This window comes from Telluria sp. RT2P19, from assembly GCF_059685725.1.
In genome coordinates this window covers 93,471-107,772 of the sequence record NZ_JCASIL010000009.1, presented here as the reverse complement: position 1 = coordinate 107,772, position 14,302 = coordinate 93,471, and the positions used below count along the sequence as shown (strand labels likewise).

The 14,302-nt window shown below is 63.7% G+C and carries 16 protein-coding genes; all 16 read right to left on the bottom strand.

Annotation, left to right across the window (positions count from 1 at the left end; translation table 11 throughout):
- Positions 1-16: 16 nt before the first annotated feature.
- Positions 17-1,396: an MBL fold metallo-hydrolase gene (locus AC56KW_RS13180; RefSeq protein WP_497171180.1), complete on the bottom strand. Its 1,380-nt coding sequence runs from the start codon at positions 1,394-1,396 to the stop codon at positions 17-19.
- Positions 1,397-1,727: 331 nt separating this feature from the next.
- Positions 1,728-3,455 carry a bifunctional metallophosphatase/5'-nucleotidase gene (locus AC56KW_RS13175; protein ID WP_497171179.1) on the bottom strand — a complete coding sequence of 576 codons (1,728 nt, stop codon included), beginning with the start codon at positions 3,453-3,455 and terminating at the stop codon, positions 1,728-1,730.
- Between the two features lie 175 nt (positions 3,456-3,630).
- Complete coding sequence (locus AC56KW_RS13170) at positions 3,631-4,053, bottom strand: DsrE family protein (protein ID WP_497171178.1); 423 nt, start codon at positions 4,051-4,053, stop codon at positions 3,631-3,633.
- Between the two features lie 27 nt (positions 4,054-4,080).
- Positions 4,081-5,079, bottom strand: coding sequence for an MBL fold metallo-hydrolase (locus AC56KW_RS13165; protein ID WP_497171177.1), 999 nt, complete (start codon positions 5,077-5,079; stop codon positions 4,081-4,083).
- A gap of 43 nt (positions 5,080-5,122) precedes the next feature.
- Positions 5,123-5,629: a GlcG/HbpS family heme-binding protein gene (locus AC56KW_RS13160; RefSeq protein ID WP_497171176.1), complete on the bottom strand. Its 507-nt coding sequence runs from the start codon at positions 5,627-5,629 to the stop codon at positions 5,123-5,125.
- Positions 5,626-6,123 (bottom strand): thioredoxin fold domain-containing protein, encoded by a 498-nt coding sequence (locus AC56KW_RS13155; RefSeq protein ID WP_497171175.1) that lies wholly within the window; start codon positions 6,121-6,123, stop codon positions 5,626-5,628. Before AC56KW_RS13155 ends, AC56KW_RS13160 begins: the two co-directional genes overlap by 4 nt.
- A 13-nt stretch (positions 6,124-6,136) precedes the next feature.
- Entirely contained in the window at positions 6,137-6,739 is a 603-nt protein-coding gene (locus tag AC56KW_RS13150; RefSeq protein ID WP_497171174.1) for a rhodanese-like domain-containing protein, read from the bottom strand.
- A gap of 10 nt (positions 6,740-6,749) precedes the next feature.
- The gene (gene soxB, locus AC56KW_RS13145; RefSeq protein WP_497171218.1) at positions 6,750-8,462 is read right to left on the bottom strand and encodes a thiosulfohydrolase SoxB; all 1,713 of its coding nucleotides are present in this window, start codon (positions 8,460-8,462) and stop codon (positions 6,750-6,752) included.
- Positions 8,463-8,522: 60 nt separating this feature from the next.
- On the bottom strand, positions 8,523-9,143 hold the full coding sequence (gene soxX, locus AC56KW_RS13140; protein ID WP_497171173.1) for a sulfur oxidation c-type cytochrome SoxX: 621 nt from the start codon (positions 9,141-9,143) through the stop codon (positions 8,523-8,525).
- A gap of 9 nt (positions 9,144-9,152) precedes the next feature.
- Positions 9,153-9,950 (bottom strand): sulfur oxidation c-type cytochrome SoxA, encoded by a 798-nt coding sequence (gene soxA / locus AC56KW_RS13135; protein ID WP_497171217.1) that lies wholly within the window; start codon positions 9,948-9,950, stop codon positions 9,153-9,155.
- Between the two features lie 83 nt (positions 9,951-10,033).
- On the bottom strand, positions 10,034-10,345 hold the full coding sequence (gene soxZ, locus AC56KW_RS13130; protein ID WP_497171172.1) for a thiosulfate oxidation carrier complex protein SoxZ: 312 nt from the start codon (positions 10,343-10,345) through the stop codon (positions 10,034-10,036).
- 28 nt (positions 10,346-10,373) lie between these two features.
- Positions 10,374-10,835 carry a thiosulfate oxidation carrier protein SoxY gene (gene soxY / locus AC56KW_RS13125; RefSeq protein ID WP_497171171.1) on the bottom strand — a complete coding sequence of 154 codons (462 nt, stop codon included), beginning with the start codon at positions 10,833-10,835 and terminating at the stop codon, positions 10,374-10,376.
- A 49-nt stretch (positions 10,836-10,884) separates the two neighbouring features.
- A complete protein-coding gene (locus AC56KW_RS13120) occupies positions 10,885-11,319 on the bottom strand; it encodes a pseudoazurin (RefSeq protein ID WP_497171170.1) in 435 nt (144 codons plus the stop codon).
- A 54-nt stretch (positions 11,320-11,373) separates the two neighbouring features.
- Complete coding sequence (locus AC56KW_RS13115) at positions 11,374-12,447, bottom strand: c-type cytochrome (protein WP_497171169.1); 1,074 nt, start codon at positions 12,445-12,447, stop codon at positions 11,374-11,376.
- Positions 12,431-13,780 carry a sulfite dehydrogenase gene (gene soxC, locus AC56KW_RS13110; protein WP_497171168.1) on the bottom strand — a complete coding sequence of 450 codons (1,350 nt, stop codon included), beginning with the start codon at positions 13,778-13,780 and terminating at the stop codon, positions 12,431-12,433. The genes AC56KW_RS13115 and soxC overlap by 17 nt, the downstream gene beginning before the upstream one ends.
- A gap of 119 nt (positions 13,781-13,899) precedes the next feature.
- Positions 13,900-14,238 (bottom strand): ArsR/SmtB family transcription factor, encoded by a 339-nt coding sequence (locus AC56KW_RS13105; protein ID WP_497171167.1) that lies wholly within the window; start codon positions 14,236-14,238, stop codon positions 13,900-13,902.
- Positions 14,239-14,302 lie beyond the last annotated feature (64 nt).

Sequence of the window (14,302 nt, the reverse complement as noted above, 5' to 3'; positions counted from 1 at the left end):
CCGTCTCCTTCGCGCGTTATTCGACCTGATTCCTGTTTAATGGCAGTCCGAGCTTGTCCCATGCCGTTATACCGCCAAGCATGTTAAAGACGTTCGTATACCCGTTACGCCGAAGGATACTGACCGCAAGCCCGGAGCGATGCCCCACGCTGCAGTGGGCGACGATCCGGCGATCCTTGGGAATCGCGGGAAGGTTTTCTTCGAGATGGCCCACGAAGCTATGGTGCGCGCCCGGTATGTGTTTCTCCTTCCACTCCATGTCGTCGCGCACGTCCAGGATAGTCAGGTCCCCTTCCTCGTTCCAGCGCGCAGCCTCGCTGGCGCTCGTCGTGCCCAATGCTTCGATGGGCAGGCCCGCTTCGCGCCATGCCTCGACCCCGTTCACAAGCACTCCCTCGACGCGGTCGATGCCGATGCGTGCAAGCTGTGCGATTGCCACAGGCGCCTTGAAGGGATGTTCCACGATCAGGAAGATGGGTGTTTGTTCGTCTGCGAGCCAGCCGCCAAAGGTGGACAGCCCCTCCAGCCATACGTTGTACGAGCCCGGAATGTGTGCACCTGCGAAGGCATCAGGCGATCGGGTATCGATCACTACCCCGTCCCTGGTGCGCTCCTGGAATGCCTTTGGCAACAGCACGCGATCGTCGGGGGATGAGGGCACGGGCCGTCCTGCCTCCAGGTTGACCACTTCCATGTGCGAGAAATACGGGGGCCGCGGCAGATGCTCACCGGCCTTCTGCGCCATGAATTCCGCGCGGCTTTTCGTGAATACGGGATTGGTCGCACGTTCGATGCCGAGTGTCGACTCGTCGCGCTCGGAGATGTTGCCCCCGCATGCGGACCCCGCCCCGTGCGCCGGCAGCAGGATCGCCTGGTCGCCGAGCGGCGCCAGTTTCTGGTGCACCGAATCGTAGAGCAGGCCCGCATTTTCTGCGGTCTTTTCCGGGTCCGACAGATCAGTCCTCCCAGTATCGCCCACGAACAGGGCGTCTCCGGTGAACACGCCCCAGCACTGGTCGCCGGCGTCATTGGGATAAACCGCATAGGACATGCTCTCGGGCGTATGTCCCGGGGTGGCCAGCGCGACGAAACGCGTCGTTCCCACCGTGAATTCCTCGCCATCCGCTACCTGCACATCGACGCGGCCGAACAAGGGATGTTTGCCCGCCAGAATCTTGGCGCCGGTGATTTCGGCCAGGCTTGCGGACCCGAACTCGAAATCCTCCTGGCGATGCGTTTCGATGCAATAGGCAATGCTCAAGTCATTGTCGCGTGCCAGTTGCAGATACTCTGCCACGTCCCGCCGCGGATCGACGACCACTGCAAGCCCGTTGCCGCATCCGAGCACATAGGCGTTGTGGCCTAATCCCTGCGTTTTAACCCGTTGAAAAAACATGTTCCGCTCCTTTCGTTGAGTCAGTCATGCCTGCGGGACGGCTGTGATTGCCGTCCTTACTGTCGCACAATGCGCTGCCGAGCAGCGCACATGTTGCGATGCGCAGGGCCTCCGTGCGTGTGGAATCGTTCGCCGTCGCCGATGCGCATGAGTCCCAGATCGGGCTCCATATAGCCGTGCAGATCACTGATCTGCATGATGGCCGGGCAGTGCTTCGTCGTTACCTCCATGGGCCCTTGACCTAGTGTCGCCACCCAGGATTAGCTGCACGTTAACGGGCGCGAGCGGGAAATGGTCGTGCCGCCAGATTTTCCCTGCCGCCCTCTGGTGCTTACCGGGCGACGGCGCCGAGCGGCTGTACCTCGACGATACCGTGGTGCGCGGCCGGAAGCGGCTTGACCAAGCGGATGCGGTCCAGCTCCAGCCCGCCTTTCGTCAGGCTCTTCCCCGGCAAAGAGTCGAGGTACGTCTTCACGACGTCGGTGCCGTCCAGCGGTGCTCCCTTCTCGTCCTTTACCACCACGACCCCTTGGGCCGGCAACCTGTTGACGAGGGCCGGAATCTCCTTGTACCAAAGTCCGGCCACGGTATAGGTCGCGTCCATGCGCATCGGCTTGCCATTGATGCGCATATTGCTCACACGCGAACCCTGCGGCGCCTGCGGGTTGAAATCCGCCGTCAGTCCGCTGATTCCCGCGGTCCAGCCATTAATCCATTCACCGGACCGGGCCTGCGTGTTCTGGGGATTGCCCTCGAGTGCTTTCTTGATCTGGATCCCGGTCAGCTCGCCGCGTGCGATCTGGGCTCCCACCGGCAGGAAGTGGTACAGATCCTCGAGCTTGATCGGCCCGGGCGCTACCGCCGTGCCATAGCGAAAGCCCGTGATCATGCCGAGCTGCGCCCCGCTCTGCCGGCGGAAGGCATCGGTCAGGAAGTCGTGCGACGAACCCTCGATCACCGCCGGCATGCGCTCGTTGCTGAAGTTACTGCGGTGCAGCGGGACTTCCGTCTGTCCGACCACGGTGTCGATCGGGTAGCGCAGCAAGGCGCCGCTGAACGGGTTGGCAATGGCGCCCGGTTTGAACGCAGGGCCGCTGACCAGCGGCGCCCGCACCTGCGCGACCATGGCGGCAATACGCTTGTCTTCGGCCAGCTGCTCCGTGATCCTGTGCGACACGTAGCGCCTGTCGGCGACCACGCCCTTGTGCACGCGCACCTGCAGTTCGCCCACCACCTGGCCGTCCATGCCCTGTTCCACGATCAGGGTGCCATTGCGGGACACTACCGGCTTCGGCGTGATCTCATGCTTGTCCGACGAAAGGATCACATCGACGCCAGGAATGGCATCGGCCAGCGTCAGGTTGCCGTGCAGGCCCAGCTCCGAGATAACGACGAGCAGGTCGACATCCTGCGCGCGCACTTGTTGCACGTACTTCGCATATTCTTCCTTGCCATCGGTGAAACGCAGGCCTGCCGTGACCTTCTGGTCACCCGCCTGCGGGCCGCGGTCCGAAGTAAAGCCTATGATGCCAACCCGAAGGCCACCGACCTGCTTGATGAGGTAAGGAGGAGCTACGGTCTGTCCATTCTTTGCTTTCAGACCGGGATAGTTATCGTAGTACAGGTTCGCGATCACTGGGTTCCAGCGCGCTTTCGGGTTTGGACCGGTAAAGTACGACAGGAATTTGTCTGCCCCGTAGACATAATCCCAGTTGCCGGGCGCATAGGCGTCGAAGCGGAAGGCGTTGAGCACCTCGATCATCGCTTCCCCCTTGGTGAACAGTGCTTCGGCTCCGCCATGCAAGGTGTCGCCTGTATTGACCAGTAAGGTCTTTTCGGGATTGGCGTGGCGGATCTGTTCCACCAGCGTGTAGATGCGCGCAACGCCGCCTTCCGTCTTGCCCGCCGCGTCGCTGCGCACGCTTGCGTGTGGCACCAGGTGGCCGTGAAGGTCGCCCATGTGGATCAGGGTTACCTCGCCCGTACGGTCCGAGGCGCTCGCCTGCGCTCCCATGCCGAAGACCAGGCCGGCGAGGGCAAACGTCGCTGCTTTATGCAATTTCATTCGAAGCTCCTTGAGTGGGACTGCCCCGCGCAACGGTCAATGAGGACCTGCGCTGGAGCGCTGCCCAATCGTAAGCGGCCGCGATTAAGGCAGCGTTATCGGCAGTACGGATATGCCGGCAACGCAGTCCTGCACTGGGCAGTGTCCACTACCATGGAGGCGCCGGGCTTCAAGGCTTGATGTAGGCGTACCCCTCCAGTGACTGCAGTCGCGCCACTTCCGCAACACCGGACGGCACCACGGTCGCTTCCGGAAGCACCCGCTTGCGATCGATCTTGCGCCCCTCGAGGGTGTTATTGCATACCCGGAACTGGACCTTGCGGTTCGCGAGTTCCTGGACCACCGCGTCGTAGGGATTGCCGTTCTTGTCCTTGGCGTCCTCGAGCAGGAAGTCGATCCCGGCGCCATGGGTGACCACGACGATGCTGGCCTTCGGACTGGCGTTCAAGTGGTTACGGATATTACCGAGCGCCTGCATGGCGTTGCTCGCGTCGCTGATGTGGTACACGACCTTCTCGGGCCGCCCGGCGGCGCCGGCGCTCACGGCAAAACTCAGGAACAGCATGGCAGCGATTACACGGAACAGTTTCATATCGTCTCCTTTGGATGGTAAGCGGCGTTACTTCTGCTGCAGGCTTTCCCGCTCCATGAGCAGGAAGGTGCCGTAGGCGTTGATGCGGTTGGCCTGCGCAAATGCAGGATAGCCTGCGTACGCGCTCCAGTCGACCTTCGCATAGGCTTCGTCGAAGGTCGCCAGCTCCGCGACCGCCTCGCCCATCACCTTGCGCAGGAAGATCAGGTAGGAGCGAGTCAGAGCAAGGTCCTTGCCCGGATCGCGCGACACATCGCCATGGCCGGGCACCACGACGGCCGGGGCCAGCGCCAGCATGCGCTCGAGTGCGCCCAGCCACACGCGGCTGTCGGCATCGCCCACAAAGGGCAGCCGGCCGGTGAAGAACAGGTCGCCCGCGAAGAGCAAGCGGTCTTCGACGACGGCCAACATGATGTCGTCCGGCGCATGGGCGCCGCTGGTGTCGATCACTTGGAAGTGCAGTCCGCCCATCTCGAACGCGATCGGCTTGCCTCCCGGGAAAGAGAGCCAGCGGTCCGCCGGCAGCAGGCGCGTGCGGCCGTCGACCCACGGCTTGAGAGCTTCCTTGCGCTGCGCCAGGCGCAGTGCGGCCGTGTCCGAGGCCAGGTAGGCGCGGCCCTGCTCGTGCGCCCAGATCTCGGCACCCGCCGTCTTGAATGCCTGGAGTCCGTAGAAATGATCAGCATGGTAGTGGCTGACGATGACGCGGCGGATCGGCTGTTTCGTCACGCTGCGAATGGCCAGCACCATCGCCTCGCCCAAGGCCGGCGTGCCGAGCGCGTCGAAGACGACCACGCCATCCCTGGTGACCACGAAGCCGGCGTTCGACATGAAGCCGGCGTTGGCCTTGTCGGCCATGCCGGAGTGCCCCCTGAACATGTACGCGTGTGCGCTGACCTTGATGGGCTGCAGCACTGGAAGCGGCGCAGCGGTGGCGCCAGCCGCCAGCCAGGACAAGGCGGACAACACCAGCAGGAGGCGCCGCCCCCTGTGCAGGAATGCCGCGGCGATACGAATCGACTGCATGTTCAGGTCCTCCTGCGCACGGTGGCGCATATCAAGAAGCGGGTCAGAAATTCAGGTCCTCGGCCACCGCTGCGATGCCCGCGCGTGCGCAGGTGTCGTCGGCGGCACCACCGGGAGCACCGGAGACGCCGATCGCCCCCACCAATGCACCGTTGGCCTCGACAGGAATGCCGCCACCGACGGCCAGCACGCGGCGGATGTGCCGGATCCCGCTGGCCTCGGCGCCCTCCTTGGTGGACAGCGCGAGCGCCGTGGTGCCCATCTTGAAACTGGCTGCGGTCCAGGCCTTGTCGGCCGCTGCGTCCACCGTATGGCTTCCCGCCAGGCGGTCGCGAAGCACTACCTGCACTTGGCCGCCGCGGTCGGCCACCGCCACCGCCACCTGGTAGCCGGCCTGGCGGCATGCGGCCAGCGCGGCCTGGGCCATACGCAGGGCCAGTTCGGGACTCATCAGGGTGACGGTGTAGGTGGCAGGCGCAGGCGCCTGCGCCGCGGCGGAGCCGGCGTTCAGCGCCAGCAGCAGCGCGCCGCCGAGGATGCGCAGTCTCATTCGGTTCTCCTGTTATTGGATGCGGCCAGCGCGCGGCGCGCGCCGGCCAAGGCTTCGTCGAGATAGGCGCCGTACATGCCGGCGACGTCCCCGCCCTCGAGCACAGGCACCAGCAGTTTACCGTGGCCGTCGAGTATGGCCACGCTGGGCGCCACCCGGATACCGTAGCGCGACGCCAATGCCTTGCCGCTGCTGGCCTGCTTATCGAAGCCGCGCAATGGCGCGGTCGACGCCAGGCCGGCTTCGCGTATGATCGGGCGCTGGCCCGGCACACCTTCCCGGGACAGAGGCAGAAGGTAGTTGCGCCGCACCGTTTCGCAGTAGCTGCAGTCAGGCAGCGAGAACAGAATCACGAGCGGTACGCGGCGCTGGGCGGCATCGCGGCCGTCCGCGGCCAGATCGCCCGAGGCAGGTAAAGCCGTGTGCTGCGCTGACGCGCCACTACCGGCCACGCACGCCGCCAGCAGCGCCGTGTGCACAATGGCGCGCAGCACAACCCCTGCACGCTCAGTAGGCCGGGAAGTAAGCACGCGTCTTGCCCAAGTCGTAGGACCACGGCAGGCCGGCGTTCTTCCAGCCATTCAGGATCCGCTGGCCGCGCTTCTCACCCGATGCCACGGCGTCTCCTTCGAAGCCGTCGACGACCGTGTAGACCGATGTGTAGCCCAGTTGGCTCAGCAGGTTGGCCGCGCGCGCGCTGCGGTCGCCCGAGCGGCAGATCACGAGCACGGGCGCATCCTTGCCGAGTCCCGCCGCCTGCAGCCGGCGCGCCAGTTCCGGGCCGAAGTCGCTGTTGACATCGAGCTTGAAACGGCCGGCCTTGTCGTCCCATGGGGCGTCCTCCGGGTGTTCGACATAGGGAATATTGGCATCCACCACGGTCGGCAGGCCGACGTAGGCGACTTCGTAGCGGGTCCGCACGTCGACGAAATAGGCGCGCGGGCCCAGCTCGCGCTTCATCGCGTAGGCTTCGCGTGCATCGAGGTAGCGTCCCGCTGTGGTCTGCTTGTTCCTGGGCACCGCACTCGCCTCGACCGCCCAGGCATGCGCGCAGGCAAACAATGCCAGCGCGGCCGCCAGGCCCCTGCCCTTCCGGATTATCATCGCCATCCTCACCTCCTCAGGCCATGATGCCTGGATTGCCCTGCACGCCGAGCAGCCGCGGCGTGTTCAGCTTGCGCGGCTTGACGACTTTCTCCGAACGCAGCCATTGCGCCACCACGTCCCACACCGGCTCGCCGGAAGCCCCTTCCGCCACCGGCGCCCAGCCGGCCACCTTGTAGGTCTTCCCCGCTTCGAGCAGCTTGCCGCCCAGGCGCATGTCGCTGATTCGCGAGCCCATCGGTGCGGTCGGATCGATCGCGTAGCTCATGCCGCCCACCCTCACCATGTCGCCGCCCTGCTGGTAGTAGGGATCGGGATTGAACAGGTTGTCGGCCACATCCTCCAGCACGGTCTTGATGGTTGCGCCCGTCATCGCGGTGAGCGTGGAATGCGAGTACGTCGTGGCGGTCTGGTCCATCAGGTGTTCCATCAGGATCGGGCTGTCCGGCAGCAGCGTGGTGCCCCAGCGGAAGCCAGGGGAGAACGCCATATCCGCACCCTTGACCGCCATCAGCGCATCGATGATCAACTGATCGAAGGTGCCGTTGAAGTTGCCGCGCCGGTAGAGCGTGCCTTCGGTGACCGCCAGCTTTTCGTTCAGGCGGGCTTCATAGGGCTTGCGGACCTTCCCCACCAGGGCCGCCATCTCGCGGTCGGCAGGCAGGAAATTGGAAAACACCGGCAGCAGACGGTACTGGAACGCCTGCACCTTGCCGCCGCGCACGTCGAAGTCGAGCACGCCCAGGAACTTGCCGTTGCTGCCGGCATTCGTCACCAGGGTCTTGCCGCCGCCATTGCTGACGATGACCGGCACCGGAATGCCATCGTGCGTATGCCCGCCCATGATGGCGTCGATGCCGCGCACGCGCGATGCCATCTTCAGGTCGACGTCCATCCCGTTGTGTGACAGCACGACCACCGCTTTCGCCCCCTTGGCGCGGGCCTCGTCCACCATCTTCTGCATGTTCTCTTCCTGGATGCCGAAGCTCCAGTCGGGGACCAGGTAGCGCGGGTTGGCGATCGGGGTGTACGGGAAGGCCTGACCGATGATGGCCACCGCCACACCGTTCATTTCCTTGATCACGTAGGGCGGAAACACCGGGTCGCCGAAGTCGTTGGTCTTGACATTCTGGGCCACGAAATCGACCTTGCCCTTGAAGTCCTTGCCAACGATTTCCTGTACCCGCTTGTCGCCCAGCGTCATCTCCCAGTGCGCGGTCATGACGTCGACGCCCAGCAGCAGGCCGGCGTCGACCATGTCCTGACCTTTGGTCCAGAGCGCCGTGCCGGAGCCCTGCCAGGTATCGCCGCCATCGAGCAGCAGCGCGCCGGGACGCTCCGCCTTCATCTTCTTGACCAGGGTGGCCAGGTGGGCGAAGCCGCCGACCTTGCCGTAGGTGCGAGCGGCCCGTTCGAAGTCGAGTGCCGTGAAGGCATGTGCCTGCGGCGTGTGGGGCGCCAGCCCGCTTTCCTTGAGCAGGGCTTCACCGACCAGGTGCGGCATGCGCCCCGCCGCCGGCCCGAGTCCGATGTTAACGCTCGGCTCGCGAAAATAAACCGGCATCAGCTGCGCGTGGCAGTCGGTGAAATGCAGGAAGTGGACGTTGCCGAAGCGCGGCAAGTCGTACAGGGCGCCCGGCGACGGCGCCGCCATGGCGCCCCGCGAGCCGAGCAGCATGCCGCCGGCGGCGGCAATCCCGAGCAGTTGCGCGAATTCGCGCCGATTCATACCCATGCTATGTCCTTGATACTGTTGGCCGGCTGGCATCCGGATGCCAGCCGGCGTGGTTCATTGGTTGACGGGCGAGGTCGGATCCATCAGCAATGCCATCACATCCTTGAGCTGGGCCTCCGTCAGAATGCCGCTGTGGCCGAAACGCGGCATGTTGGAGCAGGCCGTATAAGCCTGGGCGTTATAGATTTTCCCCCAGGTGTACTTGAGCATCTCGTCGCTGCTGCCGCGGATCTTGCCGTAGTTGTAGAGGCTCGGCCCGATATTGCCGAACGAGATTTCCTGCTTCGAAATCTGGTGGCAGGCGTAGCAGTTGCCGCCGTTGATGCCGCCGAGCTTGTCGGACGACTGCATGCCGCGCCCGTTCTGGGCGATCTTCTCGCCCTCTTTCCAGTTGCCCAGGTACTTGCCGTCGGCGGGCTGGCGGATGTTCTTCATTTGTGTGGCTTCGATCCGGGCCGCGACCTCGGCCGGGCGCTCCTGCGGATATTGGCTGCACAGCTGCTGGGCTTCGTCCTGAGTGGTGACGCGCTCCAGCGTCGCCGGCCCCTTCGAACGGAAATCCTGCTTCAGCAAAGCGAGCGCGGCCTGCCGGTAATCGGGCTCGGCTGCGACAGTTGCGCAGCCGGCGGCAGCGGCGCCCAGCACGACGATCAGCGTGGTATTCAGTGGTGTCATGCCGGTCTCCTATCGTTTCAGTGCCGGGCCGGCGTACACGCCGCCGTTCGCGTTTTTGGCAAGGAACATCGTGATGGCGGTGATCGCCTCCGATGCGTACATCGGCTCGGGGAAACGCTGCTGGCGGAAACAGTCGTTCAGGCGGTGCTGCATGGTGCGTACCTCGCCCTGGGAAACGCGATAGGCCGGCCACGTGGTGTAGGCAGCCTGCGCGTTGGCTTTCTCCAGGATGTTCGGCAACTCCTGCAGGCGGATGCGCTGGCCGGAGGTGGAATGGCAGGTGGCGCAAGCGAAGTCGTGTGCGCCCCCACGGTAGAAGAACAGCTGCTTGCCCGTCTCGTACGCCTGCTTTTCCTTCGGATGCCGGGTCGACACCGCCATCGTGGCGCCACGCGACTCGGCCGTGATGTAGGCGACGAGCGCTTCGATATCCGACTTCTTGCCGGACGCGCCGAAATGCTGCTTGGTGGCCTCGGCTTTACTAAGTCCCTGCAGGGTCATGCGGCAATGCAGTAAACGTTGTTCGAGATCCATGACCTTGTCGACGTCCTGGAAGTAGCGCGGCAGTTCGGCATACGCGCCCTTGAGCACGCCCGGCCCCTTACCGAAGTCGCATCGCTCGAGTGAAGCATTCTTCGGACCCGCTTTCTTCTTCCACAATTCCTCACCGCTCATTTCCCACAGCTCGGCGGGGTTGCCGTCGGCCAGCATCTGGCGGTATTTGGCGATCTCGTCGGTTGCCGACGATTGCGCCAGCGCCGCGGCGCATATGGCCAGCAGCGACACTGCGACGAAACCGGAACGCATCCTGGTCATGGCTGTCTCCTTTGAATATATCTGCGCGGTCTGGCGCCGCGCATGTCTGCGCCGCGGTCCGGGCGCCTCGTGTTTCAGCTGATGGTGCCTTCGTCGGTCCGGGTGTCGCCCGCGGTGTCGGTCCAGGTCACGCTGACCTTGTCGCCCTTGGCGGCGCCCTTGAATTTGAACGCCAGGAACGGGTCCTTCGATACCGAGGGACCGAAGTTCGCGTCGAGCACGACCTTGTCCTTGACTTTCGCTACGAGCGTCTTGATGTAATGGGCCGGAATCACTTTGCCGGACGCGTCCTTGCGCTGTCCGGTTTCCATGTCGTGCCGCATCAGGACCTTCACCTCGACCGTGTCGCCGGAAAGGGTGGCGCGGATACGCATTGGGTCTGCCATGTTATTTCCTTTTAATAAGCTTGATTGATCAGCCGCCGCAACCGCCGAGCGTAACCTTGATTTCCTTGGTGGCGAGCAGCCACTTGCCGTCGGCGCGCACCAGCGCGTGCACGTTCGAGGTCCCGCCCATCTTTACCCGGGTGGTCACGGCCGCCTCGGTGCCCGCCGGGATGTTGAAGCTGGCCGACATGGTGCTCGGATTCTTTTCCACCAGCACGGCCATGAAGTCGGTGTTCGGCGCCTTACTGGCGATCGATACCGGCACCACGGCGCCATTCTCGGCGATGTCCGGCCCGGTGATCGACACATCGGTGCTGACAGTGAACTTGTCGCCACCCAGCTCCTTGACCGCCGCCTCGAGGCTCTTGGCGTCAAAAACCTTCTGGCTCCATTCGGCCGCAAACACGTCAGCCGGTTTCAGCACACCCGCGGCGAACGCGGCCCCCAGGATCGCGCTGATGCGCATGACATTGCGTCGCTGTTGATTCATAACATCCTCCATTTGTTGTAAACGCCAGCCGCCGGAGCGGCATGCATGCTCACTTCACCTGCGCCATGTACTTGTCGAGGCGATCCTTGCTCATGACGAAGGACTTCGACAGGGCGTCCGCACCCTTCTTCGCGTCCGCCAGGTTGACCGGCTTGCCGACCTGGATCACCCCTGCCATGGCCATCATCTTGTGTGGCTCGCACACGTAGACGTAGACCCCTTCCTGGTCGAGCTTGACCGAGATTTCCTCGTCCGGTTTGCCTTTCCACGCGGCGGCGCCAGGCGGGGTAACAACCGAGGCGCTGTTGTGCGACACATCCACCTTGATGAACCTGACCGTGTCGCCCTTGGCGACCTTCAGGAAGCCCGGCTCGAAGACCATGGTGCCGTCTTTGCCGGTATTGAGCATCTTGACCTGGTGGTCGGCGGCCATTGCGCCTGCGCAGGCGAGCGATAGGAGGAGTCCGGTTACGACATGTTTCATATTGCTACATCTCCGTTAAGTATTGTTAACGGTACGGCTTGCCGCCGTACCGGTTTATTGCGGTGCCAGGATCCAGCCCACCAGCACCTTCAGGTCTTCCTCCTTCACGTGAGCCTGGGGAGGCATCGGTACCGGCCCCCAGGCGCCACTGCTGCCCTTCCTGATCCTTTCGGCGAGCAGCGCGGGCGCAGCGGCATCGTCCTTGTACTTGGCGCGCACCGCGGCGAAGCTCGGGCCCATGACCTTGTTGTCGATGCCATGGCAAGCCAGGCAGGCGTTCGCCTGCAGCAGGGCGGTCGGCACGGAGGCGGCCGCGGCCTTGGCCGGTGCCGCCGGCGCTGTCACTGCTGCCGGCACCGCAGCTGCACTGGCTGCAGCGCGGGTGGCTGACGCGGGACGGGTGGTATCGACGCCGCGGGTGGCGCCGAAGCCGCGGGTCTGCAAGGCCAGGTTGCCGTGGGCATTGCGCGCCGCTTCGGGCAGAGCCGAACGGGGCGCCGGATCGACCGGGCAGTTCTTCATGCAGGCCACGCTGCGCACGTCGGGCTTGCCCTTGACATCCCACATCCCGTGCTTCGTCACCATGCCATTGCGGTTAGGTATGCGCGCCTGGGCCTGCGCCATCGTTTTATCGGACAGCACGAAGTCCTCGGGAATGATCTCGCCCATGTTCAGCATGTAGGCGGTCACCGCGTAGACTTCGTCGGTGGTGAGCGACTTCGGAGCGGTCCACGGCATTGCGCGGTTGATGTAGTCCCAGAGCGTCGAGACGGTGGCGACTTTCATCAGGGTGGTTTTCTGCGGCTGGCGACCGTTGGCGAGCGCGGCAACCCGGCCGGTCTTGACGTCTTCGGCCGTCGTGCCGCCGACCAGCGGCGTGAATACCTCGTTCGACTCGCCGAAGGTGCCGTGGCAAGACGCACATTTACCTTCCCACACGACCTGGCCGGCCGCCACGGTGCCGGAACCTTTCGGCAAGCCCTTAAAATCGGCCCGCACGTCGATATCCCATGCCGCGACTTCACTGGGCGTCGCTGGGCGCCCAGGCAAGGCCTGGGGGCCGGCGAACACGGCCGCTGTCGCGACCGCCAGCAGCGCACCCGCCGCGAGCTCAATAGACCTGGACATTCGACACCTCCCCCGATTGCTCCACTTGCCAGGACTGGATCGCATTGTTGTGATAGATCGAGCGCGTGCCGCGCACCGCGCGCAACTCGTTGATCTTTGGCTGGACGTAGCCGGTATCGTCGATTGCCCGCGATTGCAGGATGGTCGGCGCGCCGTTCCATTCCCAGTCGATGTTGAAGCGGGTCAGGCATTTGTCCAGCACCGGTGTTTCCAGCCGTGCCGTGCGCCAGTTGCGTCCGCCGTCGACCGAGACGTCGACCCGCTTGACCTTGCCCCGTCCGGACCAGGCCAGACCGGTAATGTTGTAGAAGCCGGTGTCCAGCAGGCGCTGGCCGGCCGACGGCGTGGTGATCACCGATTTGCACTCCTGGATCGAGGTGTACTGGCGGTAACTGCCGTCGGGCATGGCGTCCATGTAATGGATCGCCTCGTCCTTCGTCGCGTAGGGCTGGTCGCCAACCTCGATCCGGCGCAGCCACTTGACCCAGGAAACGCCCTGGATGCCGGGCACGACCAAGCGCAGCGGGTAGCCGTTCTCCGGACGCAGCATTTCGCCGTTCATGGCCCAGGCGACGATGACGTCGTCGAGCGCCCTGTCGATGGGGATTGTGCGCGTCATCGACGAACCGTCCGCGCCTTCGGCCAGCACGACCTTGGCCTTGCGCTTGTCGTAGCCGCAGTCTTCCAGCAGCACCGACAGCGGCACGCCGGTGAACTCGCTGCAACTGAGCATGCCGTGCGAATACTGCACCGACGGGACGGCCACGTTGCCCCACTCCATGGCGGTATTCGCCCCGCATTCGATGAAATGCATGCGCGACACCGAGGGCATGCGCATCAGGTCATCCATCGTATAGACCTTCGCCTGCCTGACCAGTCCATTGATCATGAAGCGATGCTTGCTCGGATCGATGTCGTGCCATCCCTGGTGGTGGCGTTCGAAGTGCAGGCCGGAGGGCGTAATGATGCCAAACAGGCCCTGCAATGGAGTAAAAGCCACGGAAGCCGCCGAGACGCGGGTCAGCCCGGGAGATTCTCGACGTTGCAGGTTGGCCTCGAACTGGGACGGCATCCCGTAGGGCGCCGAGGCGACCGGCTTGCCAAGCGTGCGCGCATGTTCGGGCAGCGTCAGGATGTTCGGATCGCCCTCGCCTGCCTGGGCCAGGACTCCACCACTTGCCATTGCCGCACTGGCTGCGAGAAAGCTGCGGCGCAGAAATCCACGTCGCTCCTCGTTTAGGCCGTGCGCGCTGATGTCATTGATTAGAGAGTGCTCGACAAAATTTTCTGGCGCCTTCACTACACGGCCGAACTTGCGAATCGGGTTACCCATCTACTCCATCCTTACGATGAACAATAAAATTACCGCATGATCATATGCCTATATGAGCATATGATCATATGGTCATATAGAAGCTGAGCGTCTTCTACTTCGTCTTACCCGACAACTTATTAGCTTCCTGTCATGAAATTTTCGAGCGCTGCCTGGTCTATCTGGCGGCTTTTCTTCACCTTTTCTGCCATGTGATTGCACACGGTGCGGCACAAGGCGATGGTGTTCTGGTCTTCGATTCGGTAGTACACCTGCGCGCCGTCCTTGCGGCGCCCCAGGATGCGGGCACGGTATAGCATGTTCAGCTGGCGCGAGACGTTTGCCTGGGTTGCCCCAAGTTGCGTCACGATTGCCCCAACCGAACGCTCGCCATTACACAGGGCGTGGAGGATCTTCAAGCGTGTTGGTTCTGAGAGCAGGCTAAAGTAGTTCGAGACTTCTTCGAATACTTCTGCCATCTCCTCCTTGTCGAGATCCACATCCATCGATTCAGTGCGCTGTGAAGTTATAAGCTTATGTGTT